Consider the following 26,573-nt stretch of genomic DNA (forward strand, 5'->3'; position numbering starts at 1 on the left):
TAGTCGCAAAGCAATAAGTGCCGCCATGCGGATTATTCATTTTCAACAACTAAACGCCGAGGAGCAACCCGCATATCTTCACTGATCAACGCAATGCCAATAAAACGTTCAGCAATACCACAAGTCACGCGAACCATGGTGCTTTCCGCTAATTGACCAATATTCGCCCTAACAGGCTGGCCCTGCTTAAAGTATGCCGCCGTTTCTTCTGTCAAATTAACGGCAGGAAAATGCACCACCGCAGTATCCATCGGCAACAATAAAGGGTCGAGCAGCGATTCAAAAGTGCCATTGCCTTCATCAACTTGCGCTCTTAATGCGGCGAGCTGCTCTAATGTCACCATCCGCGCATAAGGGTAGTTTGCTACCTGCAAGCGTCGTAGGTAAATGACATGTGCACCACAACCTAACATCTCACCTAAATCGTCAATAATGGTACGAATATAAGTACCTTTAGAGCAGTGAATTTCCAGTTCCAGTTCATTATTTTCTAAACGAATAAACTGTAACTCATACACTGTGATAGGCCGTGCTTCCCGCTCAACGGTGATCCCTTTACGCGCATACTCATACAAAGGTTTCCCTTGATATTTTAGTGCCGAATACATTGATGGCACTTGCAATGTATCACCACGAAAATGCGCTAATGCCTCATCAAGCTGAGCTTGTGTAAACTCAACGTTACGCTCACTGATGATTTGACCATGGGAATCCGAAGTGTCAGTACGTTGTCCTAGACGGGCAATCACACGATAACGCTTGTCTGAGTCGAGTAAAAATTGAGAAAACTTGGTTGCTTCACCGAGACAAACAGGGAGCATCCCTGTTGCAAGTGGATCTAACGCTCCCGTGTGACCCGCTTTATTTGCATTGAAGAAGCGCCGCACTTTTTGCAGCGCATCGTTTGAAGAAATATCAGTGGGTTTATCCAGCAGCAAAACGCCATGTATGTCACGGCCGCTACGACGACGCCCCATTATTTTTCCTCTTTATCATCCGCGTTCGCACGACGCATTTCATCATTACGAATAACATTGGAAACTAAGTTAGACATACGCATACCGTCAACCAATGAGCTATCGTAAGAGAACGTTAACTCTGGAATAACGCGTAAACGCATCGCTTTTCCTAGCAAAGAACGAATAAAGCCAGAAGCTTCATTGAGCGCTTTAATGCCATCTTGAACCATTTGAGACTCATGTTCTTCATGAGAAATGTTAAGGAAAGTCACGAAAACTTTACCATAAGCCAAGTCTCTTGATAGCTCGACACCTGAAACAGTTGCCATGCCAATGCGGGGATCTTTAACTTCACGCTGCAAGATAATCGCAATTTCTTTTTGCATTTCTTGGGCTACGCGCTGAGAACGACTAAATTCTCTTGCCATCGTTATATCTCCTGACATTTTGGGGGGCTATTGCCCCCCAATAAATACAAAGCTATGGATACCCGCGATAAGCGATATGCTCCCTTCGCGGGTATAAAAGAAATTAACCGTCAATCGAACGTTTAACTTCAATCACTTCAAAGACTTCAATCATATCGCCAACACGGACATCGTTGTAGTTCTTAACACCGATACCACACTCCATACCATTACGGACTTCGTTGACGTCATCTTTAAAGCGACGTAGTGACTCCAGCTCACCTTCGTAAATAACCACGTTATCACGCAGAACACGGATTGGGTTATTACGCTTGATAGTACCTTCTGTCACCATACAACCAGCGATAGCACCAAACTTCGGTGATTTAAAGACGTCACGGACTTCTGCAAGACCCATGATTTGCTGTTTGTATTCAGGTGCTAACATACCGCTCATCGCTTGTTTGATTTCATCAATCAAGCTATAGATGACGGAGTAGTAACGTAAGTCAACACTTTCACTCTCAATAACGCGGCGAGCAGATGCGTCAGCACGAACGTTAAAGCCAAGAATGATCGCATTCGATGCCGCAGCCAGAGTTGCGTCAGTTTCGGTAATACCACCCACACCAGAACCGATGATTTTGATTTTAACTTCATCAGTCGATAGTTTTAACAGTGAGTCAGTAATCGCTTCACAAGTACCTTGAACGTCGGTTTTTAGAACAATGTTCAGTTCAGAAACTTTACCTTCTTCCATGTTAGCAAACATGTTTTCCAGTTTAGATTTCTGTTGGCGAGCCAATTTCACATCGCGGAATTTACCTTGGCGATACAATGCAACTTCACGTGCTTTTTTCTCGTCACGAACAACGGTTGCTTCATCACCTGCGGATGGAACATTGGATAGACCTAAAATCTCAACAGGCATTGATGGGCCAGCAGATTGAACTTCTTTACCGAGTTCGTTACGCATTGCACGAATACGGCCGTATTCAAAACCACAAAGAACAATATCGCCTTTGTTGAGCGTACCTTCTTGAACAAGAATCGTTGCAACTGGACCACGACCTTTATCAAGGTAAGATTCAACAACAACACCGCTTGCCATACCTGCGTAAACTGCTTTCAGCTCGAGGACTTCTGCTTGTAGCAAGATAGCATCAAGCAGCTCATCGATACCGGTACCTTTTTTCGCCGATACGCTAATAAACTGAGTATCACCACCCCAATCTTCAGAAATAACACCGTATTGTGACAGCTCATTTCTTACACGATCTGGATCCGCTTCTGGTTTATCAATTTTGTTCACAGCAACAACGATAGGCACACCCGCCGCTTTTGCGTGTTGGATGGCTTCGATAGTTTGTGGCATCACACCATCGTCTGCTGCAACAACCAGAACAACGATATCCGTCGCCTGAGCACCACGAGCACGCATTGACGTAAACGCGGCGTGACCCGGAGTATCTAAGAAGGTGATCATCCCTTTATCAGTTTTCACATGGTAAGCACCGATGTGCTGAGTGATACCACCTGCTTCGCCTGAAGCGACTTTCGTTGAACGAATATAGTCAAGCAGTGATGTTTTACCATGGTCAACGTGACCCATGATGGTAACAACCGGTGCACGTGGCTCTTCAACTGCTGAACCCGTATCACGGTCATTCATTACCGCTTCTTCTAGCTCATTTTCGCGACGAAGGATAACTTTGTGACCCATCTCTTCTGCAACAAGCTGCGCAGTTTCTTGGTCAATGACTTGGTTGATAGTCGCCATCGCGCCCATCTTCATCATTGTTTTAATCACTTGTGAACCTTTCACCGCCATTTTGTTAGCGAGTTCACCAACAGTGATCGTTTCACCGATAACCACGTCACGGTTTACTGCTGCCGCAGGCTTGTTAAAGCTCTGTTGCAGTGAACTACCTTTACGTTGTTTACCTTTGACGCGATTAGAGCGGCCAGCAGCGCGTTCTTCTTCACGATCGGCTTTTTCAGAAAGCTTATTGCCTTTCTTTTGGCGAGGCGCTTTCGCACTACGGTTACGAGAACGACGACCTTCTTCTTTTTCGTCGCTTTCATCTTCCGCTGCACGAGCATGGCGAGAAGTCGTCGTGTGATAGTCACTATCGTCGTCGATTCTGGAATCATTGTTCCATTTTTCGTTGTTTTCTTCTGCCATTTTGCGAGCCTCTTCTGCGACACGTCTCGCTTCTGCTTCAACTTTACGTTGAGTTTCTTCTTCAACTTTACGCTTCAGAGCTGCTGCTTCAGCTTCACGGCGCTGTTTTTCAGAGTTGGTCTCACCGGCTTTGCCAGCTTTTTGATGATTTTCGCTTGATTTCACTTTTTCTCTTTCCGCTACTTCGCGCGTAGCTTTCTCAGCTGCTTCACGTTTTGCTTTCTCTTCGGCTGCACGCTTTGCTTCCGCTTCACGCTTCGCATTTTCTTCTGCGATACGTTTTGCTTCTGCTTCACGTTTAGCCAGTTCTTCAGCTTCGCGCCGTGCTTGCTCTTCCGCTTCACGCTTCGCCTGCTCTTCCGCTTGCGCTTGCTCAGCGTCGCGGTTCACATAAGTGCGTTTTTTGCGGACTTCTACATTTACCGATTTGCTCTTACCACCGGTGACTGGAACACTCAACGTACTACGCGTTTTACGTTGCAATGTTAACTTACTTGGCTGGCTCGCTGAACCGCCTTGCTCACGATTCAAGTGCCCCAGCAATGTTTCTTTTTCTGCCTGACTAACAGAGTCATTCTCACCTTTTTTGATCCCTGCTTCAGCAAATTGCTGTACCAGGCGTTCAACTGTGGTTTGAATTTCTGCTGCCAATGATTTTACAGTTTCTGTCATGCCGTTCCTTCCTGCTACAGTGTTTACGCATCGTTACCGAACCAGCAAATATTACGTGCGGCCATGATGAGTGCACCTGCCTTCTCACCATCCAGACCCTCGATATCAATCAGGTCGTCGATGCCCTGCTCAGCAAGATCTTCCAGTGTACAGATACCGCGAATAGCCAAATTATAGGCCAGAGTATTATCCATACCATCCAGATTCAATAAATCTTCTGCCGGCTGGTTATCACCTAGACTCTCTTTTTGAGCCAATTCAATCGTAGTGAGGGCCGCTTTCGCTCTTTCACGTAGAACTTCAACAGTTTCTTCATCTAAACCGTCAATTTCCAGAAGCTCTTTGATAGGCACGTAGGCCAGTTCTTCTAACGTCGAGAAGCCTTCTTCAACAAGTGCAGTGGCGAACTCTTCATCAATGTCAAGATGCTTAGTGAATGTGTCAATAGAAGCATGCGCTTCTGCCTGATGTTTTGCATTCAGCTCTTCTGCAGTCATGACATTCAATTCCCATTTGTCATCACCACGGTGTTTTTTCAGTAACTGTGCTGCTAAGCGCACATTTTGGCCGTTACGACCAATCGCCTGAGCTAAGTTACTGCTTTCTACGGCAACATCCATTGTACATTTGTCTTCATCAACCACAATAGATGCCACATCAGCCGGAGCCATTGCATTAATCACGAATTGAGCTGGGTTATCATCCCATAACACAATATCAATTCGCTCGCCGCCTAGCTCACTAGAAACAGCTTGAACTCGCGCGCCACGCATACCAACGCACGCACCGACCGGGTCAATACGCTTATCGTTAGTTTTTACTGCGATCTTAGCGCGAGAACCCGGATCACGAGCAGCGGCTTTGATTTCAATAATTTCTTCACCAATTTCTGGCACTTCAATGCGGAATAATTCAACCAACATTTCTGGGCGAGAACGGGTAACAAAAAGTTGTGCGCCACGTGCTTCCGGACGAACATCATACAGGACTCCACGGATGCGGTCACCTGGACGGAAGTTTTCACGCGGTAACATATCTTCTCGTAAGATCACCGCTTCAGCATTGTTACCAAGATCTAACGTGATATTTTCACGGTTTACTTTCTTAACTTGAGCGGTGATGATCTCACCTTGTTGCTCACGGAATTGATCAACCACCATCGCACGTTCCGCTTCACGTACTTTCTGTACGATCACTTGTTTTGCAGTTTGGGTTGTAATACGGTCGAAAGCAACGGACTCGATTTGGTCTTCAACGTATTCGCCCAGTTTTAGCTCTGGGTTTTCAAATTGTGCTGCTTCTAACGTAATTTCACGTGTTGGCATCGTTACATCTTCAACGATCAGCCAACGACGGAAGGTATCAAAATCACCGGATTTGCGATCGATTTCGACACGAACGTCAATTTCTTGCTCATATTTCTTTTTGGTTGCTGTCGCTAGTGCCGTTTCCAGTGCCTCGAAGATTTTTTCACGAGGGAGGGATTTTTCGTTAGAAACCGCTTCTACAACAGCCAGAATTTCTTTGTTCATCCTAGTTGCCTCATTGAACTTAATTAAAAGTGGGGTACCAAGTTAGCTTTCTGGATGTTGCCAAGGGCGAACACTTCATCCTTACCATCCACAGTAACCGTTATCATTTCACCTTCGACAGCTTTTATAATGCCTTGCCATCTACGGCGGTTCTGCATCGCAATGCGTAAAGTCAGTGCCACCTCTTCACCGACAAAACGCTCATAATGTGCGACAGTGAACAGTGGGCGTTCTAGCCCTGGTGACGATATTTCTAGGTTATAGACCACAGAGATTGGATCTTCGACATCCAATACTGCACTCACCTGATGGCTGACATCAGCACAATCATCAACAGTGATGCCTTCTTCACTATCAATGAAAACACGCAATGTCGATGTACGAGCACGGACAAACTCTAAGCCTACAAATTCAAAGCCAAGTGCTTCCACCGGTGCTGAAATCATCTCTGTCAATTTTTGTTCTAATGTGGACAAGCCCACCCCCAGACATAAAAAAAGGGCTATAAAAGCCCAGTTAATTCGATTGTCAAATAACAAAAAACCCCGAAATTTCGGGGCTTTATGAAACTGGACCCTGTAGTGCCAACGGGTTCACCATGTTCTTAGTATATCTTTAAAACCGTGATAAATCGATGAGAATTTCCGATAAATACATCTGATAAGATATGCTGACTAAGAATTGGTTGCGGGAGCCGGATTTGAACCGACGACCTTCGGGTTATGAGCCCGACGAGCTACCAAGCTGCTCCATCCCGCGTTCGAAAACGTGACATATTCTACACAAATAACCTGTAGAGCACAAGTTATCTTAAATAATGGTGCCGAGGACGGGACTTGAACCCGTACGCCCGTTTTGTAGGCACTACCACCTCAAGGTAGCGTGTATACCAATTTCACCACCTCGGCACTGAGGCGAGGTTATTGATGAATAACTTAACAATAACCTCAAATTCTTTTTTACTTTATTGATGATGGCTTAAATGCCTTCATCCGGAATCTTTAACACTTAACGAGGGATATCGCTCGTTGGTGTTGCTGGTGCTGCCGGAACGTCTGTTGGTTGCTCGACTTTTGCCGGTTCACTAATATTTTCCCATTTGCTACCAGTTCCATATTTATTGGCAGTCATATTGCCAAGGATCAAACTGATAATGAAAAATACAGCAGCCAAGATTCCAGTCATACGAGTCATGAAGTTACCAGAACCCGATGAACCAAACAGTGTTGCAGAGGCACCCGCACCGAATGACGCACCCATGTCAGCACCTTTACCTTGTTGTAACATGATCAGACCAATCAGGCCGATAGCTACCAACAAGAAAACAATTAAAAGAGCTATGTACATTTGAGTTACCTATTCAGTTTGCGGAACATAGTGTAACCACTATGACCTATAATACTGCACACCCGCTTATTTGCCGCTTAAGTATGACCTTTACGGGATTAAGCAGGTGCGAATACTAACCAAAGCTGAGCCGACAAGCAAGCCAAATTTCATTTCCTGAGTTCATTTGCGGAAAAAAACAGCAAATGAACTCGGGATGGGCAATTTTGTCAGGCTCTCAGTTAGTGCCTTATTTTTAAACGATCCTATCGTTAAAATGATTAACCTGCCGCTTTTACTGCATCAGCAATGCGGTTAGCCATCGCCAAAACGTCAGCTTCATTTTCACCTTCGACCATGACTCGAATCAAAGGTTCTGTACCTGATTTTCTCAGCAGAACACGACCTTTGCCTGCCAACTCTTTCTCGACTTGCTCACTCGCGGCCAATACAGCTTCACTTTGTAATGGGTCATGTGAGCCAGAAAAGCGTACGTTAACCAGTACTTGCGGTAACAGTTTCATGCCACTGCATAAATCATGCAAACTCATTTGGTTACGAACCATCGCACTGAGTACTTGCAGACCAGCCACAATACCGTCACCCGTCGTCGTTTTATCTAATAAGATAATATGACCTGAGTTTTCAGCCCCCATTCTCCAACCTTTTTCTTGGAGCTTCTCAAGTACATAGCGGTCACCCACTTTTGCGCGCTCAAAAGGAATGCCAAGTTGTTTCAGAGCGATTTCTAACCCCATATTGCTCATCAGCGTGCCGATAACACCACCTTTTAATTGGCCTTGACGTAATGCTTCACGCGCAATGATATAGAGAATTTGGTCACCATCGACTTTATTACCTTCATGGTCAACCATAATCAAACGGTCACCATCACCATCAAAGGCTAGCCCCACATCCGCTTTTTCTGCAAGCACACGCTCTTGTAGCATGCGAACATCCGTAGCGCCACACTTCTCATTAATGTTGATCCCATTAGGTTCACAGCCAATCGCGATGACTTCAGCCCCTAACTCACGAAATACATTCGGTGCAATATGGTAAGTTGCGCCATTAGCACAGTCGATAACGACTTTTAGGCTAGAGAGGCTTTGTTCACTAGGGAAAGTGCCCTTACAAAATTCAATATAACGACCCGCAGCATCAACAATACGGTTTGCGCGACCTAGCTCTGCGGATTCAACACATGTGATTGGTTTTTCCATCTCCGCTTCTATCGCTTCTTCGACTTCATCAGGCAATTTAGTCCCATCAATCGAGAAGAATTTAATCCCATTATCATCATAAGGGTTATGAGACGCAGAAATTACAATCCCCGCCTCAGCGCGGAAAGTACGTGTCAGATAAGCTACGGCAGGTGTTGGCATTGGGCCAGTAAATGACGCAGATAAACCCGCAGCCGCTAGACCCGCTTCTAAAGATGACTCCAACATATAACCGGAGATACGCGTATCTTTACCAATAATAATTTTTCGTGAGCCATGGCGAGCAAGAACTTTCCCTGCTGCCCAGCCTAATTTTAATACGAAATCAGGCGTGATTGGGCTGTCACCCACTTTGCCACGAATACCATCAGTACCAAAATATTTACGGTTACTCATACGCTAACTTTTCCTTTTCTGACAGAGTCATCTGAACGATCTGCATTGCTTGTACGGTCTCTTTGACATCATGTACACGAATAACCTGTGCGCCTTGCATCGCTGCAATAGTTGCGCAAGCAATACTTCCCACAAGCCTTTCTTGTGGTGGAACATTCAATAAGTTTCCAATCATAGATTTACGGGACATTCCTGCCAATAGCGGTAGTCCGAAATCATGAAACTGATCCAAATTTGCCAGCAGTTGATAATTATGTGACAGGTTTTTACCAAAACCAAAACCGGGATCGAGTATTATCTGCTGTTTATCGATACCTGCCGCGACACAACGCGCAATTTCAGCATCAAAATAAGCTTTAATATCTGCTACAACATTTTCATAATTAGGCGCATCTTGCATGGTTCTTGGCTGACCTTGCATATGCATAATACAAACGGGTAAGCCACTTTGTGCCGCAACTTCAATGGCTCCTGGCTCATGTAATGAGCGAATATCATTGATTAGGTGCATACCTGCTTTTGCGGCTTCTGACATCACTTCCGCTTTTGAGGTATCAACAGAAATCCACACATCAAAACGCTGTGCAATGGCTTCCACAATTGGAATAACTCTATCGAGTTCTTCATTGACAGAAACCTCTGCCGCTCCCGGACGCGTCGATTCACCGCCAATATCAATAATCGATGCCCCTTCATTCACCATCTTAGCGGCATGTTCCAATGCGTCATGATAACGATTATGAGTGCCACCATCTGAAAATGAATCAGGAGTAACATTCAAAATCCCCATCACTTTTGGTGTGGATAGATCGAGTTCACAAGCCCTTGCTCTAATTTTCATCGTTATTTCACCTTAACGTAAAAAACCCCAGAGAACTGGGGTTTTTCCATATCACTTAACGATAGCTTATTGTGGTTTGTTATCGTTTGTATTGTCTGATGAATGAGATTCATCATTACTGTTTTTTGGCTCTTCAGATTGAGGTTTTTCAGTCGTTGTTTCAGGTTTTGATGTATTAACCGCAGCACCAAAAGAACCCGTTACATTGTTGACTTTTTTGTCTTCATCCCAGCCCGCCGGTTCGCGTACAGGACGACGATTCATCAAATCATCAATCATTGGCATATCAATGGTTTCATATTTCAATAATGCATCTTTCATAGCATGCAGAATATCCATATTGTCTGTCAGCGTTTTATAGGCGACTTGGTAAGCGCGCTCAATAATTGCTTTAATCTCTTCATCAATAATGCGAGCAGTTTCATCCGAATAAGTCGAGCTGTGCCCCGAGCGACCTAAAAATGCAGGCCCTTCCTCGTCAGCATACAGTACTGGCCCTAACTTCTCAGAGAAGCCCCACTGAGTCACCATTTTTCTTGCGGTGTTGGTTGCTTGCTGAATATCGCCTGACGCCCCTGTAGAGACTTTGTCATGACCATAAATTAACTCTTCTGCAATACGACCACCGTATGTGCTAGCGATATTCCCTTCTAATTTCTGACGGCTTGCACTGACTTGGTCGCCTTCAGGTAGATAGAAAGTAACGCCCAATGCACCCCCACGAGGGATAATCGTCACTTTATGCACAGGGTCATGCTCAGGCATCAGATAACCAACAATTGCATGGCCTGCTTCGTGATACGCGGTAGCTTCTTTTTGTTCTTCTGTCATCATCAAAGAACGATGTTCAGCCCCCAGCCATACTTTATCCCTAGCTTTTTCAAACTCAACCATTGAAACAACGCGTTTGTTGGCACGAGCCGCAAACAGGGCTGCTTCATTCACTAGGTTTGCCAATTCAGCACCGGAGAACCCAGGGGTTGCTCTAGCAAGGATGGCTGTATCAACAGCAGGATCAATAGGAACACGACGCATGTGAACTTTTAATATTTGTTCTCGACCGCGTACATCTGGTAAGCCTACCATAACCTGACGGTCAAAACGGCCTGGACGTAATAATGCAGGGTCCAAAACATCAGCACGGTTTGTTGCCGCAATAACAATAATACCCTCATTGCCTTCAAAACCGTCCATCTCAACCAGCATTTGGTTCAGAGTCTGTTCACGCTCATCGTGACCACCACCTAAACCAGCGCCACGTTGACGACCAACCGCATCGATTTCATCGATAAAGATAATACAAGGTGCTGCTTTTTTCGCTTGTTCGAACATATCACGAACACGCGATGCACCAACACCGACAAACATTTCAACAAAGTCAGAACCTGAAATCGTAAAAAATGGTACTTTGGCTTCACCGGCAATTGCTTTAGCAAGCAAAGTTTTACCTGTACCTGGAGGACCTACCATCAGGACGCCTTTTGGTATTTTACCTCCCAACTTCTGGAAACGAGCTGGTTCACGTAGAAAATCAACAATTTCACCAACTTCTTCTTTTGCTTCATCACAGCCAGCAACATCGGCAAAAGTCGTTTTGATTTGATCTTCCGTTAGCATTCGAGCTTTGCTTTTACCGAATGACATTGCTCCTTTACCGCCACCGCCTTGCATTTGGCGCATAAAGAAGATCCAGACACCGATCAGCAGAAGCATTGGGAACCAGGAAATAAAGATAGTTTGCAGAAAGCTAGGTTCTTCTGGTGGCTCACCAACGACAGTTACGTGCTTATTTAGCAACGTGTCTAACAGCTTCTCATCCTGCATAGGAAGATAAGTTGTATAACGGCTATTATCAGCCTTTCTGACGTTTAATTCACGACCTGTGATACGAACTTCACGTACCTGATCCTGGGCTAACTCATTGATAAACGTAGAATAATCAACTCTGCGATTATTCGAATCGCTTGGGCCAAAACTCTGGAACAAGGACATCAGAACAACTGCGATGACTAACCAGAGAATCAGGTTTTTCGCCATGTCACTCAAGGGATTAACCTCATATTACAACTGTGTTAACAAATAACGTTCAGGGTACTACAGTTTTAGCCCTGTCGCTACAATGTATACTTCACGCGATCGTGCCCGCGAAGATTCGGGTTTACGAACTTTTACTTTCGTAAATAGGGAACGGATATCCCTGAGGTACTCGTCAAAGCCTTCCCCCTGAAACACTTTAACAATAAAACTGCCCCCAGGAGCCAGCACAGCACGGCACATATCCAATGCTAACTCAACCAAATACATCGACCGAGGTATATCGACCGCGGGAGTCCCACTCATATTGGGAGCCATGTCAGACATGACCACCTGGACTTTTTTATCTCCAACCCGCTCTAACAGTGCAGCTAGCACTGCTTCTTCACGAAAATCTCCTTGAAGGAAATCAACGCCAACAATCGGGTCCATCGGTAAAATATCACAAGCAATCACCCGGCCATTATGGCCTATTTGACTAACCACATACTGTGACCAGCCTCCGGGTGCTGCCCCCAAATCAACAACGGTCATACCTGGTTTAAAAATTTTATCACTTTGCTGGATTTCATCCAGTTTAAACCATGCACGTGAGCGAAGCCCTTTTTTTTGTGCTTGTTGAACATATTTATCACTAAAATGTTCTTGCAACCAGCGACTAGAGCTTGCCGAACGTTTTTTATTGGCCATTGCATTTTCCAACTATACTAAATAGAGCACATCTATCCCCATCATTTTTCGGCCTACATGAACGTTGATGATACCACTGCATGTAATTCGAATTATTTTGGGTGTTCATTGTTACTTCTTTACCATCCGATAAATATAATTGATGGTGATAGATATCAGATGGCGGTAGAATAAGCCATTTTCAATACTAACGAAGCAAAAAATCGATGAATCTTAATAAAAAACAAATCCAACACCTGAAAAGCCTCGCTCATCACCTCAACCCAGTTGTTATGATTGGTAACAATGGGTTAACTGAGGGTGTTTTAGCTGAGATTGAACTTTCATTAGCACATCATGAGCTTATCAAAGTCAAAATCGCAGGCGAAGATCGCGAAACTAAAAATTTGATCGCCGCAGCGATCGTTCGCGAAACAGGTGCTGTTAATGTACAAATTATAGGCAAGATACTTGTTCTCTACCGTCCATCGGATGAGCGCAAAATTATTTTACCTAAATAATCACCCTTAATTTATATAAAAATGCCATTGAAGGCAGCTTTTATATGAAGAAAAAGGCCGCCAGCGGCCTTTTTCGCTAATACAGTAAAATAATATAACCAATTCAGGCAAATAGGAATCAGATATACTCAACTTTAAGAATTTCGAACTCAACGTCGCCACCGGGCGTTTTGATAGTGACAACATCATCCTGTTCTTTACCGATCAAGCCGCGTGCAATCGGTGAGTTAACGGAAATCAGATTGATTTTAATATCTGCTTCATCATCACCCACAATGCGATAAGTCAGCTCTTCATCCGTATCAACATTCAACACAGTAACTGTCGCACCAAAAATCACACGACCATTGTTTGTCATTTTCGTGACGTCAATAACCTGAGCATGGGAAAGCTTGGATTCAATTTCTTGAATTCGGCCTTCACAAAAGCCCTGTTGTTCGCGAGCGGCATGATATTCTGCGTTCTCTTTCAAGTCACCGTGTTCGCGGGCTTCCGCAATCGCTGCAATAATTTCCGGGCGGCGGACAGATTTAAGATAATCGAGCTCTTCTCGTAACTTATCTGCACCCAATACCGTCATTGGAATCTGTTTCATTGATAAATACCTCTGTTTCAATCCTATCTAAAAATAAGTATCTTCCTGATTTTTGTAACAACAGTACACTGAACCGCCCCATGGTTAATGGGGAGGCTCAAACAATACACAGGCTGTGAATGTGTCTTTAAAACCCATTCACACACTTATCTTATCACAATGCTAACCATTCTAACGTAGAGTTAATAGCGGGTCATCGTTTACTTTTTCAGGCATTACACTTTAGTATGTACAGTATGTCTACCCTAATGCGTGAAATTTATGCCGTTATTAACACTTACCAGAAAATGGATCATCACTTTAGGACTTGTCTTCACCACAGGACAAGCATTTGCCATTCCAATTGATGATTATAAGCAATATTTACCCGATGGTACTAACCTCGCTCTGGTTGCGCAAAAAGTCGGTAGTGACACCCCCATTATTGATTACAATGCGCAGCAAATGGCACTGCCTGCAAGTACCCAAAAAGTCGTCACTGCCCTCGCGGCTTTGCTACAGCTTGGTCCTGATTACCGTTTTGTGACGAATTTCGAAACCAATGCAAAATTAAACAACAATACGCTAACGGGCGACCTCGTTATCCGCTTTAGTGGCGACCCAACACTCACACGCCAGCAAATCCGCAATATGGTCAATGCGCTGAAACAGATTGGTATCCACAAAGTTGAAGGTGATTTAATTGTCGATATTTCGGCATTTACTAGCCATGATAAAGCGCCGGGCTGGGTATGGAACGATATGACGCAATGCTTTAGTGCGCCGCCTGCCGCAGCCATTATCGATAGAAACTGTTTTTCTGTTTCACTCTATCCCGCTCAAAAAATAGGGGATATGGCTTATATCAAGGCAGCCAGTTTCTACCCCGTCAATATGTTCAGTGAGGTTAAAACATTAGCCAAGGGAGACCCTGAAGGGCGTTATTGTGAACTGGATGTGGTTCCTGGCGAGCTAAATCGCTACACGTTAACAGGCTGTCTATCACAACGTAGTGAACCTCTCCCCCTTGCCTTTGCGGTACAAAATGGCGCAAGCTATTCCGGCGCTATTGTTAAAAATGAACTGCAAAATGCGGGCATAGCGCTAACAGGGCATGTCAAAAAGCGTACCCAACCAACGGCACAATCGCAGGTCCTCGTCAAAACCGAATCTCAGCCGCTGCATGACCTATTGAAGGTGATGTTGAAAAAATCAGACAATATGATTGCTGATACTGTCTTTCGTACTATTGGTCGAGACTATTACGGTGTTCCCGGTACGTGGCGCTCGGGGTCGGATGCTGTTAGGCAGGTTTTAAAACAAAAAGCGGGCATCGATTTAGGTAATACCGTTATGGTCGACGGCTCTGGTTTATCCCGCCATAACCTGATCACGCCGACGACAATGATGGAAATTCTACAATTTATCGCTAAAAACGATCAGCAACTTGATTTTATCTCTATGCTGCCTCTTGCAGGACATGACGGTACATTACGTTACCGTGGCGGCTTAGATGAAGCCGGTGTGAATGGCAAAGTTTCAGCTAAAACAGGGGCTTTACAAGGCGTCTATAACTTAGCAGGCTTTATCACGACGGCTAGTGGGCAACGCGTTGCTTTCGTACAGTTTATCTCTGCCTATGCGGTACCACAAAACCAACAACGGAGCCGACGCGTTCCTCTCGTGCGTTTTGAGAGTCGGTTGTATAAAGATCTTTACCAGAAAAATTGATCCTTCGATCAATTCCCCGTAAATAAAACAATCTTTATATTTGAAAAAACCCCCAATCATTGGGGGTTTTTCTGAGATTGATTATTTCTGATAGATGATTTCGACACCTTCGTCGTCATCTTCGTCCCAATCATCATCCCAGTCATCCAGATCTTCAGCACCTTCGAGTTGCTCTTTATGGTAGTCATCCCACATAAATTCAACTTTTTCAGGCTGTTTTTCATCTTCCGATGCTGCCATATCACGCGGCTGAGTTTCCATAAACTCCATAATATCCCAACACAGTGCCTTCACACCTTCGTGATTCACCGCGGAGATCATATAGTATTTATCTTCCCAGCCCATCGCTTTAGCGATTTCAGCAGCACGTTTTGCGGACTCTTCAGGGCCTAAAATATCCACTTTGTTAAACACTAACCAACGTGGTTTTTCTGCCAGTTTTTCGCTGTATTTTTCGAGTTCGCTAATAATGATCTTGGCATTTTCCACAGGATCCGATTCATCGATCGGGCAGATGTCGATCAGATGCAATAGCACGCGACAGCGTTCTAAGTGTTTAAGGAAACGGATCCCTAAACCTGCGCCTTCCGCAGCACCTTCGATTAACCCTGGAATATCCGCAACCACAAAGCTTTTTTCGTTATCCATACGCACGACACCTAAGCTCGGTACTAGCGTAGTAAATGGATAATCAGCGACTTTTGGTTTCGCTGCCGATACCGAACGAATAAAGGTCGATTTACCCGCATTCGGCATCCCTAGCATACCCACATCAGCGAGCAGCATCAGCTCTAACATCAGCTCACGAGTTTCACCAGGCGTCCCCATCGTACGTTGACGTGGAGCGCGGTTAACTGAAGATTTAAAGCGTGTATTACCCAAACCATGGAAACCGCCCTTCGCGACCATTTGGCGCTGCTCATGGCGAGTCATATCACCCAGTATTTCTCCAGTACCGAGATCGCGTATACGCGTTCCGACAGGCACCTTGATCGTGATATCTTGACCACGTTTCCCTGTACAGTCACGACTTTGACCATTTTGCCCACGCTCTGCGCGGAAAGATTTTTCAAAACGGTAGTCGATGAGTGTATTCAGGTTTTCGTCGGCTTGCAGATAGACATCACCACCATCGCCGCCGTCACCACCGTCAGGACCGCCTTTTGGAATGTATTTTTCGCGGCGGAAGCTGACACAACCATTGCCACCATCCCCCGCCACAACCAATATTTTGGCTTCATCTACAAATTTCATAATTCTTTCTCCGTATGATAGCCATTATAGTGCTGGATGGCCGTGTTACCCAGAGATGGCGTATTCTAAATATAAAAAGCCCCGCAAAAAGTTTTTGCAGGGCTTTAATTCGAATTAAAAGTCAGAAAACTTATTCAGCTTCGATGCTGATAAATTTACGGTTTTGTGGACCTTTAACTTCAAATTTAACTTTTCCGTCCGCTAAAGCGTACAGAGTGTGGTCACGGCCACAACCTACGTTGTTACCTGCGTGGAACTTAGTACCACGTTGACGAACGATGATGCTACCTGCTAATACAGCTTCGCCACCGAAACGTTTTACACCCAGACGTTTTGCTTCTGAATCGCGACCGTTACGAGTCGAGCCGCCAGCCTTTTTGTGTGCCATTAATCTGCTCTCCTAAATCTTAAGCGATGCCAGTGATCTTAACATCAGTGAACCACTGACGGTGACCCTGTTGTTTACGGCTGTGTTTACGACGACGGAATTTGACAATCTTAACTTTATCGCCACGACCGTGTGCAACCACTTCCGCTTTCACTTTAACGCCTTCAACGACAGGAGCGCCAATTTTGATATCGTCGCCATTAGCAACCATCAGAACGTGATCAAATTCAACAGTTTCACCTGTTGCGATGTCCAGCTTTTCTAGGCGGACAGTTTGACCTTCGCTAACTCGGTGTTGTTTACCACCACTTTGGAAAACCGCGTACATATTAACTCCGCTTTCCGCGTACCCGCTAAAAAATTTAATTCCTGAGCACGCTATAAAATATTCACAATAGGGCGCGAATTCTACGCAAAAAAGCGTCAGAACACAAGCCAATAATGCATTTAGATCACAAAAAAACCGACTTTTTTATTCCATACTCCGGTCAGCCTTTGATTTATGATGAATAACTCGAATTGTTACTTATTTAAACATTTTTTGCATTACAACTAATTATCTTAGAAATATTAATGTTATGCTTAGGCTATAACTGTTCTATTGGCGACACCTTTTTGACTAAAGGGTGGCGGCTAAAATCCTATAATATGAATAAATTACGATGAATTTAGAATCTATTGTTGAACTGACTAGCGAGGATATGTCAGCAGTAAACGAAGCAATCCTCAGTCAATTGAATTCAGACGTTGCGCTAATTAACCAACTTGGTTATTACATTGTTAGCGGTGGTGGGAAAAGGATCCGTCCAATGATCGCGGTATTGGCAGGACGATCCCTTGGTTATTCAGGGCAAAAACATATTCAAGTTGCTGCGCTGATCGAGTTTATCCATACTGCAACTTTATTGCATGATGATGTTGTCGACGAATCCGACATGCGCCGCGGTAAACAAACAGCGAACGCCGTATTTGGTAATGCTGCGAGTGTCCTCGTTGGGGACTTTATTTATACACGATCCTTCCAAATGATGACGGATCTTGACTCGATGCGTGTCCTTAAACTCATGTCGGAAGCGACGAACGTTATCGCTGAAGGTGAAGTCTTACAGTTGATGAACTGTAACGATCCTAACATTACTGAAGAAAACTACATGCAAGTGATCTACAGTAAAACCGCTCGTTTGTTTGAAGCTGCCGCGCATGCATCGGCAATTTTAGCATCAGCAACCCCCGAGCAAGAGAAAGCCTTGCAAGATTACGGTCGCTATCTCGGCACTGCCTTTCAATTGATTGATGATTTGTTGGATTATGACGCAGATAATAAGCAATTAGGCAAAAATACCGGGGATGACCTTGATGAAGGGAAGCCTACGCTGCCCCTACTTCATGCAATGAACCATGGAACTGAGGAAGAAGCCGCCTTGATCCGTCAAGCGATCGAGCAGGGCAATGGCCGTCACCTACTGGACACTGTGCTGGCAACTATGAAACGTTGCGGCTCACTGGAGTACACCTACGCTCGCGCAAAAGAGGAATCGCAAAAAGCCATTGATGCTTTGAGTACTCTTGATGATTCAGTTTATAAAGACGCGTTAATCAGCCTCGCAGAGGTGGCTATTTCACGTCACTCATAGCGTTAAACGTATTGTTTTGAATGCGATGAGGGGGAAAGAGACTACTCTTCCCCTTTTTCTTCTTTTTCGATCCTAGCGAGCAATGATGAAAGGCCATAACGCAAAATATATTTCACCACTTTATCACGCTCCGCTTCAGTGAGTTGGTAATAGGCTTCCATCCAAATTTGTGAAGCATCCATTCTTTGGCTTTGATAGCCCACTGAAGGCTCAGAAAGACTCAATTGACTCTGTATTTCTCCAGGTAAGCTCTCTAGATGATACTCGACGGCTTTACCTTGAACGCCACGCTTACGACGATTTTTCCATCCTTCTCTTCTAGCCATCAAATTAATACCTTGAGGAGAAGTTGGTAAGCCTTCTAAACCTGCTAATTCTTTCGCAGTGAACCACATTTTTTTCATATTATCTCTTTCGAACTTATATTATGAAATCTGCCGTTGAGGCTCTATCTAAATATTGTTAATAAAGAATATGTTGAGTACCAATATGCCTATTCTTCATTATTGAATTACCCAAACCGATTTTTTAGGTAAATTATTTTTTATTTATTAAATCTACCAATGCTATTACACCTTCACGCATAATAAATGCCAATATAAGGTTACGCTCTTCCGGAGAAAGCTGGTGATAAACTTCCTGCCAAATAAATGCATTATCATGATGTTTTGCTTGATATAATGCAGGGGCTTCATAAACAGAAAGGGGCTCAAATAAACCTTCAGGCAAACTATTAATATGATATTCCAACGCCTTTCCTTGAATCCCCCGCCGCTTGCGGCATAACCAGTTTTCACGACGAGCCATCGCATTGATACCTTGAGTAGTCATTGGGAGTCCTTTTAAGCCAACTAACTCTTTCGCCGTTAACCATTCTTTTTGCATGCCTGACCCTCCTAGTCACGATTTACAATTTAATAATAATTGCTGAAAAACGTGTTTATTTTCTCAATAACCTTTTTCTTTTTTGTTTTATTAATATTTATTATTAATTAATTTATGAGTTATACATGTAAAGTATATTTTAATTTCTTTTAATAACAATAGATTGGATATACACGAGGTCACAGTTATCTTTTTTCATGCGATCGTCTTTATATATTAGCTGTACTTATAACATCTATCATTAATATGTGATTTTTACAGATAACCCAAACTAGTTAGTTTTTACTTTCAATATGTTAGATAAAATCACAAATATATATGCCAAATCTTTCTTATATTTCATAAAAATAAAACTCCTTTCATAAAACTGAATTTTTAGAAAAAATTAGAAATAATTTTGGAAAATTTCTGTTATTTTATTTCCAATAACAGGGCTATTGCAGTGAATGTATCACAATCTCCTGTTAGATGTACTACTAACTCTACATGATTCTGAGTAAAAAAAGGACTAAAAAATGATCTTACGGAAATCGGATTGGCATCCAGCAGATATAATTGCCGCTTTACGTAAACGCGGAACGACTTTAGCAGCAATATCTCGACAAGCAGGTTTAAGCTCCTCCACACTGGCGAATGCCTTATCTCGTCCTTGGCCTAAAGGTGAATGGATTATTGCGAATTATCTCGGAATTCATCCTTCAGAGATATGGCCAAGCCGCTATTTCAATCCAATTACAGGTGAATTATTAGAAAGAAAAGTAAGAGAAAAAACCCCAACCTCAAGCTGAAAGAATATAAAAAAAACCGCTGCCCCAACAATATCAGGACAGCGGTTTTCTTAAGAAATAAGTGAAAATTAATAGCAATTAGCCATTAATGAATTTTTCACCTAGTTCGATATCTTTTCTCAGTACATCAAGCATGTCTTTCAGTGCTTTTTGTTCAAACTCACTCAGTTTGCCGTAAGAGATATGCTCTTCGATACCATTTTTACCTAAACGGACTGGCTGAGCAAAGAAGCGAGCGTGTTCACCTTCACCTTCGGTGTAAACACATTCGATAACATTTGGCTCACCTTGTAGGCCACGGATCAGAGACAGGCCTAGACGTGCTGCTGCTTGGCCCATTGACAGTGTTGCAGATCCGCCACCTGCTTTTGCTTCAACAACTTCAGTACCTGCGTTTTGGATACGTTTAGTCAGAGCAACAACTTCTTCATCGGTGAAGCTAACACCTGGGATCTGAGACAATAGAGGCAGGATAGTAACACCTGAGTGACCACCGATGACAGGCACTTCGATTTCGTGTGGTTTCTTACCTTTCAGTTCAGCAACGAAAGTATTAGAACGGATGATATCCAGAGTCGTTACACCGAATAGACGGTTTTTGTCGTAAACGCCTGCTTTTTTCAGCACTTCAGCCGCAATAGCCACTGTTGTGTTAACTGGGTTAGTAATGATACCGATTAATGCTTTTGGACAAGTATCAGCGATTTGTTGAGTCAAATTGCGAATAATACCCGCGTTAACATTAAATAGGTCTGAACGATCCATACCTGGTTTACGAGCAACACCTGCTGAGATCAGGACAACATCAGCGCCTTTCAGTGCAGGAGTCGCATCTTCACCTGAGAAACCAACTACTTTAACGTCAGTTGGGATATGGCTAAGGTCCGCAGCAACACCCGGAGTTACTGGTGCGATGTCATATAGTGAGAGTTCTGAACCTGCTGGAAGCTGGTTTTTAAGAAGAAGGGCCAGAGCCTGACCAATACCACCTGCTGCGCCTAGGACTGCAACTTTCATTCTGAAACTCCTTTATTTGTACTTAAAAAAGTATATTGATTCATCTTGTTATGTAGTAAACACATTACTGATAAAAAACAATTCATTAACAGATGTTGAAGCATATTAATGTGTATAGGCTTACGCACTGATTTCATCTATTCTAAACAAAATCCTTATCTGTTAATGAGATAAGGGGCACTTTTTTAACAAATAGTTTTTATCACTATTGATTTTTGCATAATAAATTGTTTTTACTGCTGATAATCCCGTTATTCACAAAGTGATTAACAAAAAATTTACACCTTTTGGCAACAAATTGCATTACCTCTCTATGCTACTGGGTCTATTTTCTTCTTATATAGGCATAAATCATTAAGATTATTGATTATTTTTATTTATCAACTTTTGCTAAACTAAACTTTCATCAATGTTCTCTTTTTATGCATAAAAAAGACAATAACCTTCATTTTTCATCGTATACAAAACCATCATAACGCAATTTTGTTGCATAAAAATTCACATTTACAGATAATACAGACCAATTTATTGTCATAGGATGGGTTAATTATGCGTACACCGTCTAAACAAGAAGACTTGGTTAAAGCGTTCAAAGCGCTGCTTAAAGAAGAAAAATTTAGCTCTCAGGCTGAAATTGTTATCGCACTGCAAGAGCAAGGCTTTGAAAATATCAACCAATCAAAAATTTCCAGAATGCTGACTAAGTTCGGTGCTGTGCGCACTCGCAACGCAAAAATGGAAATGGTCTACTGCTTACCCACAGAGCCTGGCGTTCCCACGGCGACTAGCCCATTAAAAAACCTAGTACTGGATATCGATTACAACCATTCTGTTGTGGTGATCAGAACAAGCCCCGGCGCCGCACAATTGATTGCACGCTTGCTAGATTCTTTAGGGAAAGCGGAAGGGATCTTAGGCAGTATCGCAGGGGACGATACCATTTTCTCTACACCAGCGAATAATTTTACAACTAAAGAGCTTTACGAAGCGATCCTTTCACTCTTTGATCAAGAGCTTTAAATCCATTTTTATTTTTTAATTTCTATTCCATTCGCGCATTCGTGCGCGATTGAATATAAAAACGATGGGCTATCAAAGTGATATTTGAGATATTCAGAAACGTTGTGCACTATGGATTTCACTTTTTAGTTCCCATTCTCTTCGGTTATCTATTTTGGCGCAAAAATTGGAAATTAGCGTCACTGCTTATGATAGCCACGATGGCGATTGATTTAGACCATCTTCTTGCGGATCCAATTTTTGATCCTAATCGCTGTGGCATTGGTTTTCACCCATTACATACTCTCTGGGCGGCAATCGCTTATTGTATCCTCTTTTTGATGCCATCGTGGAAATTAAAGGCTATCGCTGTTGGTTGTCTTTTCCATCTCTGCACAGATTCTTTAGATTGCTACATGGGCAGCCTAAAACAAGAGCTACAGTATAGTTATTGTTATAGTCGCCAATTTATTGAGGCGAGTTAACATTTAGCCTCGGCACACCTCGCCAAAAGCGCGATTTTACAGCGCTAACCCAATGCATTTCACCAATATCATCCACTGAGTTTAGTCGTATAACATACGAGACGTTTTCTACTATCCAAAAACAAAAAATGCCACTGTCCTGTTAAGGGAAGTGGCATTTTGCGTCAGCCATTATATTTAGTCGTCTAACTCTGTTTCTGCTTTATTTTTTAAGCCGGCGAGTAACTTACCGTGGATATCACCAAAACCCCCATTACTCATAACAAGAATATGATCGCCTGGCTGAGCGGTTTCAATGACCATTTGTGCCAACGCATCAATATCACCACTCCAACGGGCAGGTTGAACACATTTTTCCGCAATTTCAGTGACCATCCACGGAATATTGCTTGGCTGGAATAAGAAAACTTCATCAGCACGACCTAACGCCGGAGCAATATCACTTTTATTAACCCCTAACTTCATAGTATTAGAGCGTGGCTCTAATACCGCCAGTATGCGGGAAGTACCCCCAACTTTACTGCGCAGCGCTTCCAGTGTTGCGAGGATCGCCGTTGGATGATGAGCAAAATCATCATAAACACTGACACCATACTCAACCCCCCGTAATTCAAGGCGGCGACGAGCATTAATAAATTTACCTAAAGCAAAGCACGCTTCTTTGGCGGGCACGCCTACGTGATGTGCTGCGGCAATTGCCATCAACGCATTTTGGATATTGTGATTACCCACTTGTGACCAATTCACTTCACCCACACGTTGTTGTTGATAATAGACTTCGAACTGGCTGCCATCGTGGTTCAGCTTTTTCGCTTGCCATTCACCATGTTCACCGACGAACTCTTGCTCACTCCAGCAGCCCATCGTCATAACCTGTTTAAGGTTATTATCGCTATCTGGCATGAAAATTTTACCGCTAGCAGGCACAATACGAACAAGATGGTGGAACTGTTTTTGGATGGCTTCTAAATTTTCAAAAATATCGGCATGGTCGAACTCAAGGTTATTGAGCACCAGCGTTCTTGGACTGTAGTGTACAAATTTCGAACGCTTATCGAAAAACGCGCAATCATACTCATCAGCTTCAATCACAAAAAAGGGACTTTCCCCTAATTGGGCTGATACTTCAAAGTTCCCTGGCACGCCTCCAATTAAAAACCCTGGTTTATAACCGCAATCTTCTAAGATCCAAGCAAGCATCCCCGCCGTGGTTGTTTTACCATGGGTGCCCGCGACAGCGAGTACCCAGCGTTCAGGAAGTACATGATCATGTAGCCATTGTGGACCAGATGTATAAGTGAGGCCTTTTTCCAATACCGCTTCAACACAAGGGTTACCACGCGTCATCGCATTACCAATAACGACCATATCAGGTGCTGGTTCTAGCTGACTAGGGTCATAGCCCTGAATGAGTTCAATACCTTGCTTTTCTAGTAAGGTACTCATCGGAGGGTACACGTTTGTATCGGAGCCTGTTACTTTATGCCCGAGGGAGCGAGCCAGTATTGCCAAGCTCCCCATAAACGTACCGCAGATACCCAAAATATGTATGTGCATTATTTTCCATCCAATAGCATGAGGTTTGTCACTATTCTACCCATCAACGTTAGGTTTATATAGACAAAAAATTCGAATTAAATACAGGGAAAAATAGGCAGAGTATTCCCAAAATGATCCAAACGCGGCAACAAGAGCCAGTTACTGTTATCCCAAGAGTACATGCTCAAGTATGTGACTTAGGTAACAAAATACGACCCACATCGCGGCGGTACAACGTATCAAGGGTATAGATTAACTCCACGCGCAAGGGTACAATTCCCCCCTGCAAACCTCTGTCAATTATATTCAGGACCTTCGTCATGAAAACATTAGGCGAATTCATCGTCGATAAGCAACAAGATTTTCCTCATGCAACAGGAGAACTGACCGCATTACTGTCAGCAATCAAACTGGGCGCTAAAATTATCCATCGTGATATTAACAAAGCTGGACTTGTAGACATTCTTGGCACAAGCGGTGTGTCGAATGTCCAAGGTGAAGTCCAGATGAAGCTTGACCTGTATGCAAACGAAAAATTAAAAGCCGCTTTGAAAGCTCGCGGGGAAGTAGCTGGTATTGCCTCCGAAGAAGAAGATGAAATCGTCATTTTCGAAGGCGATCGTGCAGAAAACGCGAAATATGTCGTATTAATGGATCCACTGGATGGTTCTTCGAATATCGATGTAAACGTTTCCGTCGGAACAATCTTCTCTATCTACCATCGTATTACCCCAATTGGCCAACCGGTGACTGAAGCTGACTTCTTGCAACCAGGTCATCGTCAAGTCGCGGCAGGTTACGTCGTTTACGGTTCATCCACCATGTTGGTGTATACCACAGGATGTGGCGTACATGCCTTTACCTATGATCCATCACTTGGTGTCTTCTGCCTCTCTCACGAAAAAGTGATGTTCCCAACAGAAGGAAAAATGTATTCAATCAACGAAGGTAACTACATCAAGTTCCCTATGGGCGTGAAAAAATACATTAAATACTGCCAAGAACAAGATGAAGCGACAGGTCGCCCTTATACGACTCGCTACATTGGCTCACTGGTTGCGGATTTCCACCGTAACTTGCTTAAAGGCGGCATCTATATCTACCCAAGCACGGCAAGCCATCCAAATGGTAAGCTCCGCTTACTGTACGAATGCAACCCAATTGCGTTCCTTGCAGAACAAGCAGGCGGTAAAGCGAGTAACGGACGTGACCGTATTTTAGATATCAACCCAACTGAACTTCACCAACGCGTTCCTTTCTTTGTTGGTACAGCTTCTATGGTTGAAAAAGCAGAATCCTTTATGCGTGAGTTCCCTGACGCTGAATAATGTTATTCATCGCGCTAAGGCGGGCTAATCCCGCCTTTTTTGTGGCCTTTTCTCAGCTTTTTTTTATGAATGCCCTACCAACTAGTGAGTTTTACCCCTCTTTACGGCTATAATACCTTTCACGTTATGTACCCAAAATCGTTTTAAGTTGCTTAGATAGGGCTTAACTTATTGATGGGCATATTAGTTTTTAACATAAAGGATACTTTTTCATGGGCCTGAACAATGTACCGGCAGGTAAAGATCTGCCAGAAGATATCTACGTTATCATCGAAATCCCTGCTAATGCAGATCCTATCAAATATGAAGTTGATAAAGACTCTGGCGCTCTATTTGTAGACCGTTTTATGTCTACAGCGATGTTCTATCCATGTAACTATGGTTACATCAACAACACACTATCTTTAGATGGTGACCCTGTTGATGTACTGGTACCAACACCTTACCCATTACAACCAGGCTCAGTTATTCGTTGCCGTCCAGTCGGCGTATTAAAAATGACTGATGAATCAGGTGAAGATGCCAAATTAGTTGCAGTACCACACACTAAACTGAGCAAAGAATACGATCACATTAAAGATGTGAACGACCTGCCAGAGCTGCTACGCGCACAAATCACACACTTCTTTGAACACTACAAAGATTTAGAAAAAGGTAAGTGGGTGAAAGTAGACGGTTGGGATAACGTTGAAGCGGCTAAAGCTGAAATTATCTCTTCTTTCGAACGCGCTGCTAAAAAATAATTTCCCCTAACTCGGGAAGGGAAGGCTCTGGTGGTAACACGAGAGCCTTTTTTATAGAAAAAGCGCCGATAACCCATTGGCTACCGGCGCTTTATTACTCTTCTTCGTGACGTTTTAACCAGTCACCTGATTTGATACGACGCAAGCCTTCAACGGAATGCCGATAAAGATAAATCCAAGCATTGCCATATGGCGTAGGGATTAATTCACGAACATAGTCCTGTGAATTTTTCTTTAACTCATCTAACTCAGTCAAGATAGAGGGATTGATGCGATACACTTCGCACTCAATCACACCTTCACCTTTGATAACCGCTGGATAATACCCCAAGTCATAAAGCTCATAGCCTTCTAAGCTATGTTCGCCTAACAACTGAGCGTAAGTCATCCAGTGATGATTTCCTTGCTTGCGCCTTAAACTGCCATAAACAATTACACGCATA

Annotated in this window: 27 protein-coding genes and 2 tRNA genes; 8 read left to right on the plus strand and 21 right to left on the minus strand. The window is 43.5% G+C overall.

The features are described from left to right. Positions 1 to 32: 32 nt before the first annotated feature. The 12 genes from truB to rlmE all read right to left on the minus strand — a co-directional run bounded on the left by truB (position 33) and on the right by rlmE (position 12,265). Positions 33 to 977: a tRNA pseudouridine(55) synthase TruB gene (truB, locus tag PR675_RS11020; protein WP_060561479.1), complete on the minus strand. Its 945-nt coding sequence runs from the start codon at positions 975 to 977 to the stop codon at positions 33 to 35. Beyond that, on the minus strand, positions 977 to 1,387 hold the full coding sequence (gene rbfA, locus PR675_RS11025; protein ID WP_014657326.1) for a 30S ribosome-binding factor RbfA: 411 nt from the start codon (positions 1,385 to 1,387) through the stop codon (positions 977 to 979). Before rbfA ends, truB begins: the two co-directional genes overlap by 1 nt. 103 nt (positions 1,388 to 1,490) lie before the next feature. After that, positions 1,491 to 4,223 carry a translation initiation factor IF-2 gene (gene infB / locus PR675_RS11030; protein WP_004915802.1) on the minus strand — a complete coding sequence of 911 codons (2,733 nt, stop codon included), beginning with the start codon at positions 4,221 to 4,223 and terminating at the stop codon, positions 1,491 to 1,493. A 23-nt stretch (positions 4,224 to 4,246) separates the two neighbouring features. Further along, on the minus strand, positions 4,247 to 5,755 hold the full coding sequence (gene nusA, locus PR675_RS11035; RefSeq protein ID WP_004915799.1) for a transcription termination factor NusA: 1,509 nt from the start codon (positions 5,753 to 5,755) through the stop codon (positions 4,247 to 4,249). Positions 5,756 to 5,778: 23 nt separating this feature from the next. Then, entirely contained in the window at positions 5,779 to 6,231 is a 453-nt protein-coding gene (gene rimP / locus PR675_RS11040; protein ID WP_014657325.1) for a ribosome maturation factor RimP, read from the minus strand. A gap of 206 nt (positions 6,232 to 6,437) precedes the next feature. After that, positions 6,438 to 6,514 (minus strand) — tRNA-Met (locus PR675_RS11045). 59 nt (positions 6,515 to 6,573) lie between these two features. Continuing rightward, positions 6,574 to 6,663 (minus strand) — tRNA-Leu (locus PR675_RS11050). Between the two features lie 100 nt (positions 6,664 to 6,763). Further along, entirely contained in the window at positions 6,764 to 7,102 is a 339-nt protein-coding gene (secG, locus tag PR675_RS11055; protein WP_004915793.1) for a preprotein translocase subunit SecG, read from the minus strand. A 260-nt stretch (positions 7,103 to 7,362) separates the two neighbouring features. Then, positions 7,363 to 8,700 (minus strand): phosphoglucosamine mutase, encoded by a 1,338-nt coding sequence (gene glmM, locus PR675_RS11060; protein ID WP_004915791.1) that lies wholly within the window; start codon positions 8,698 to 8,700, stop codon positions 7,363 to 7,365. Continuing rightward, a complete protein-coding gene (folP, locus tag PR675_RS11065) occupies positions 8,693 to 9,541 on the minus strand; it encodes a dihydropteroate synthase (RefSeq protein WP_060561480.1) in 849 nt (282 codons plus the stop codon). Before folP ends, glmM begins: the two co-directional genes overlap by 8 nt. Before the next feature lie 66 nt (positions 9,542 to 9,607). Then, entirely contained in the window at positions 9,608 to 11,587 is a 1,980-nt protein-coding gene (gene ftsH / locus PR675_RS11070; RefSeq protein WP_127891335.1) for an ATP-dependent zinc metalloprotease FtsH, read from the minus strand. Positions 11,588 to 11,635: 48 nt separating this feature from the next. Next, the gene (rlmE, locus tag PR675_RS11075; RefSeq protein ID WP_004915770.1) at positions 11,636 to 12,265 is read right to left on the minus strand and encodes a 23S rRNA (uridine(2552)-2'-O)-methyltransferase RlmE; all 630 of its coding nucleotides are present in this window, start codon (positions 12,263 to 12,265) and stop codon (positions 11,636 to 11,638) included. 206 nt (positions 12,266 to 12,471) lie between these two features. Between rlmE and yhbY the strand changes: the two genes are divergently transcribed. Continuing rightward, on the plus strand, positions 12,472 to 12,765 hold the full coding sequence (gene yhbY, locus PR675_RS11080) for a ribosome assembly RNA-binding protein YhbY (RefSeq protein ID WP_014657324.1): 294 nt from the start codon (positions 12,472 to 12,474) through the stop codon (positions 12,763 to 12,765). A gap of 118 nt (positions 12,766 to 12,883) precedes the next feature. Here the strand turns inward: yhbY and greA are convergent, their stop codons facing one another. Then, positions 12,884 to 13,360: a transcription elongation factor GreA gene (gene greA / locus PR675_RS11085; RefSeq protein WP_004915763.1), complete on the minus strand. Its 477-nt coding sequence runs from the start codon at positions 13,358 to 13,360 to the stop codon at positions 12,884 to 12,886. Positions 13,361 to 13,621: 261 nt separating this feature from the next. On the opposite strand from greA, the gene dacB reads away from it, so the two are divergent. Continuing rightward, positions 13,622 to 15,070, plus strand: coding sequence for a serine-type D-Ala-D-Ala carboxypeptidase (dacB, locus tag PR675_RS11090; protein ID WP_004915760.1), 1,449 nt, complete (start codon positions 13,622 to 13,624; stop codon positions 15,068 to 15,070). 81 nt (positions 15,071 to 15,151) lie between these two features. On the opposite strand, the gene cgtA is transcribed toward dacB, so the two are convergent. The 3 genes from cgtA to rplU form a co-directional block, all read right to left on the minus strand. Then, entirely contained in the window at positions 15,152 to 16,324 is a 1,173-nt protein-coding gene (gene cgtA / locus PR675_RS11095; RefSeq protein WP_004915758.1) for an Obg family GTPase CgtA, read from the minus strand. Between the two features lie 130 nt (positions 16,325 to 16,454). Further along, positions 16,455 to 16,712: a 50S ribosomal protein L27 gene (rpmA, locus tag PR675_RS11100; RefSeq protein ID WP_004915755.1), complete on the minus strand. Its 258-nt coding sequence runs from the start codon at positions 16,710 to 16,712 to the stop codon at positions 16,455 to 16,457. Positions 16,713 to 16,731: 19 nt separating this feature from the next. Continuing rightward, the gene (gene rplU, locus PR675_RS11105; protein WP_004915752.1) at positions 16,732 to 17,040 is read right to left on the minus strand and encodes a 50S ribosomal protein L21; all 309 of its coding nucleotides are present in this window, start codon (positions 17,038 to 17,040) and stop codon (positions 16,732 to 16,734) included. 334 nt (positions 17,041 to 17,374) lie between these two features. Here rplU and ispB point away from each other — a divergent pair, with 334 nt between their 5' ends. Continuing rightward, positions 17,375 to 18,346 carry an octaprenyl diphosphate synthase gene (ispB, locus tag PR675_RS11110; protein ID WP_004915749.1) on the plus strand — a complete coding sequence of 324 codons (972 nt, stop codon included), beginning with the start codon at positions 17,375 to 17,377 and terminating at the stop codon, positions 18,344 to 18,346. A 41-nt stretch (positions 18,347 to 18,387) separates the two neighbouring features. On the opposite strand, the gene PR675_RS11115 is transcribed toward ispB, so the two are convergent. After that, positions 18,388 to 18,750 (minus strand): DNA-binding protein, encoded by a 363-nt coding sequence (locus tag PR675_RS11115; protein WP_004915746.1) that lies wholly within the window; start codon positions 18,748 to 18,750, stop codon positions 18,388 to 18,390. Positions 18,751 to 18,883: 133 nt separating this feature from the next. Continuing rightward, positions 18,884 to 19,231: a DNA-binding protein gene (locus tag PR675_RS11120; protein ID WP_004915743.1), complete on the minus strand. Its 348-nt coding sequence runs from the start codon at positions 19,229 to 19,231 to the stop codon at positions 18,884 to 18,886. Positions 19,232 to 19,746: 515 nt separating this feature from the next. On the opposite strand from PR675_RS11120, the gene PR675_RS11125 reads away from it, so the two are divergent. Then, a complete protein-coding gene (locus tag PR675_RS11125) occupies positions 19,747 to 20,019 on the plus strand; it encodes a helix-turn-helix domain-containing protein (RefSeq protein ID WP_004915739.1) in 273 nt (90 codons plus the stop codon). Between the two features lie 78 nt (positions 20,020 to 20,097). Here PR675_RS11125 and mdh read toward each other — a convergent pair whose 3' ends face one another. Next, positions 20,098 to 21,036 carry a malate dehydrogenase gene (mdh, locus tag PR675_RS11130; protein ID WP_004915736.1) on the minus strand — a complete coding sequence of 313 codons (939 nt, stop codon included), beginning with the start codon at positions 21,034 to 21,036 and terminating at the stop codon, positions 20,098 to 20,100. Positions 21,037 to 21,585: 549 nt separating this feature from the next. On the opposite strand from mdh, the gene argR reads away from it, so the two are divergent. Together argR and PR675_RS11140 are read left to right on the plus strand one after the other, a co-directional pair. Next, positions 21,586 to 22,056, plus strand: coding sequence for a transcriptional regulator ArgR (argR, locus tag PR675_RS11135; protein WP_004915733.1), 471 nt, complete (start codon positions 21,586 to 21,588; stop codon positions 22,054 to 22,056). A gap of 77 nt (positions 22,057 to 22,133) precedes the next feature. Further along, positions 22,134 to 22,520 (plus strand): DUF6122 family protein, encoded by a 387-nt coding sequence (locus PR675_RS11140; protein WP_004915730.1) that lies wholly within the window; start codon positions 22,134 to 22,136, stop codon positions 22,518 to 22,520. 177 nt (positions 22,521 to 22,697) lie between these two features. On the opposite strand, the gene mpl is transcribed toward PR675_RS11140, so the two are convergent. After that, on the minus strand, positions 22,698 to 24,077 hold the full coding sequence (gene mpl / locus PR675_RS11145; RefSeq protein ID WP_014657320.1) for a UDP-N-acetylmuramate:L-alanyl-gamma-D-glutamyl-meso-diaminopimelate ligase: 1,380 nt from the start codon (positions 24,075 to 24,077) through the stop codon (positions 22,698 to 22,700). A gap of 302 nt (positions 24,078 to 24,379) precedes the next feature. Between mpl and fbp the strand changes: the two genes are divergently transcribed. Further along, entirely contained in the window at positions 24,380 to 25,387 is a 1,008-nt protein-coding gene (gene fbp, locus PR675_RS11150; RefSeq protein WP_004915725.1) for a class 1 fructose-bisphosphatase, read from the plus strand. 212 nt (positions 25,388 to 25,599) lie between these two features. Next, positions 25,600 to 26,130: an inorganic diphosphatase gene (gene ppa / locus PR675_RS11155; protein WP_004915724.1), complete on the plus strand. Its 531-nt coding sequence runs from the start codon at positions 25,600 to 25,602 to the stop codon at positions 26,128 to 26,130. 94 nt (positions 26,131 to 26,224) lie between these two features. On the opposite strand, the gene PR675_RS11160 is transcribed toward ppa, so the two are convergent. Further along, a complete protein-coding gene (locus tag PR675_RS11160) occupies positions 26,225 to 26,572 on the minus strand; it encodes a gamma-glutamylcyclotransferase family protein (protein ID WP_004915721.1) in 348 nt (115 codons plus the stop codon). Position 26,573: the final 1 nt, after the last annotated feature.

It is taken from the genome of Providencia sp. PROV261 (assembly GCF_028477945.1).
GTDB lineage: Bacteria > Pseudomonadota > Gammaproteobacteria > Enterobacterales > Enterobacteriaceae > Providencia > Providencia stuartii.

Coding starts and splice junctions, on each gene's coding strand:
- rplU (WP_004915752.1), bottom strand. CDS start 17,040: ATGTACGCGGTTTTCCAAAGTGGTGGTAAACAACACCGAGTTAGCGAA.
- yhbY (WP_014657324.1), top strand. CDS start 12,472: ATGAATCTTAATAAAAAACAAATCCAACACCTGAAAAGCCTCGCTCAT.
- greA (WP_004915763.1), bottom strand. CDS start 13,360: ATGAAACAGATTCCAATGACGGTATTGGGTGCAGATAAGTTACGAGAA.
- PR675_RS11115 (WP_004915746.1), bottom strand. CDS start 18,750: ATGAAAAAAATGTGGTTCACTGCGAAAGAATTAGCAGGTTTAGAAGGC.
- glmM (WP_004915791.1), bottom strand. CDS start 8,700: ATGAGTAACCGTAAATATTTTGGTACTGATGGTATTCGTGGCAAAGTG.
- dacB (WP_004915760.1), top strand. CDS start 13,622: ATGCCGTTATTAACACTTACCAGAAAATGGATCATCACTTTAGGACTT.
- mpl (WP_014657320.1), bottom strand. CDS start 24,077: ATGCACATACATATTTTGGGTATCTGCGGTACGTTTATGGGGAGCTTG.
- mdh (WP_004915736.1), bottom strand. CDS start 21,036: ATGAAAGTTGCAGTCCTAGGCGCAGCAGGTGGTATTGGTCAGGCTCTG.
- fbp (WP_004915725.1), top strand. CDS start 24,380: ATGAAAACATTAGGCGAATTCATCGTCGATAAGCAACAAGATTTTCCT.
- PR675_RS11160 (WP_004915721.1), bottom strand. CDS start 26,572: ATGCGTGTAATTGTTTATGGCAGTTTAAGGCGCAAGCAAGGAAATCAT.
- secG (WP_004915793.1), bottom strand. CDS start 7,102: ATGTACATAGCTCTTTTAATTGTTTTCTTGTTGGTAGCTATCGGCCTG.
- truB (WP_060561479.1), bottom strand. CDS start 977: ATGGGGCGTCGTCGTAGCGGCCGTGACATACATGGCGTTTTGCTGCTG.
- rpmA (WP_004915755.1), bottom strand. CDS start 16,712: ATGGCACACAAAAAGGCTGGCGGCTCGACTCGTAACGGTCGCGATTCA.
- cgtA (WP_004915758.1), bottom strand. CDS start 16,324: ATGAAATTTGTAGATGAAGCCAAAATATTGGTTGTGGCGGGGGATGGT.
- ppa (WP_004915724.1), top strand. CDS start 25,600: ATGGGCCTGAACAATGTACCGGCAGGTAAAGATCTGCCAGAAGATATC.
- infB (WP_004915802.1), bottom strand. CDS start 4,223: ATGACAGAAACTGTAAAATCATTGGCAGCAGAAATTCAAACCACAGTT.
- argR (WP_004915733.1), top strand. CDS start 21,586: ATGCGTACACCGTCTAAACAAGAAGACTTGGTTAAAGCGTTCAAAGCG.
- PR675_RS11120 (WP_004915743.1), bottom strand. CDS start 19,231: ATGCAAAAAGAATGGTTAACGGCGAAAGAGTTAGTTGGCTTAAAAGGA.
- PR675_RS11125 (WP_004915739.1), top strand. CDS start 19,747: ATGATCTTACGGAAATCGGATTGGCATCCAGCAGATATAATTGCCGCT.
- rlmE (WP_004915770.1), bottom strand. CDS start 12,265: ATGGCCAATAAAAAACGTTCGGCAAGCTCTAGTCGCTGGTTGCAAGAA.
- rbfA (WP_014657326.1), bottom strand. CDS start 1,387: ATGGCAAGAGAATTTAGTCGTTCTCAGCGCGTAGCCCAAGAAATGCAA.
- ispB (WP_004915749.1), top strand. CDS start 17,375: ATGAATTTAGAATCTATTGTTGAACTGACTAGCGAGGATATGTCAGCA.
- nusA (WP_004915799.1), bottom strand. CDS start 5,755: ATGAACAAAGAAATTCTGGCTGTTGTAGAAGCGGTTTCTAACGAAAAA.
- folP (WP_060561480.1), bottom strand. CDS start 9,541: ATGAAAATTAGAGCAAGGGCTTGTGAACTCGATCTATCCACACCAAAA.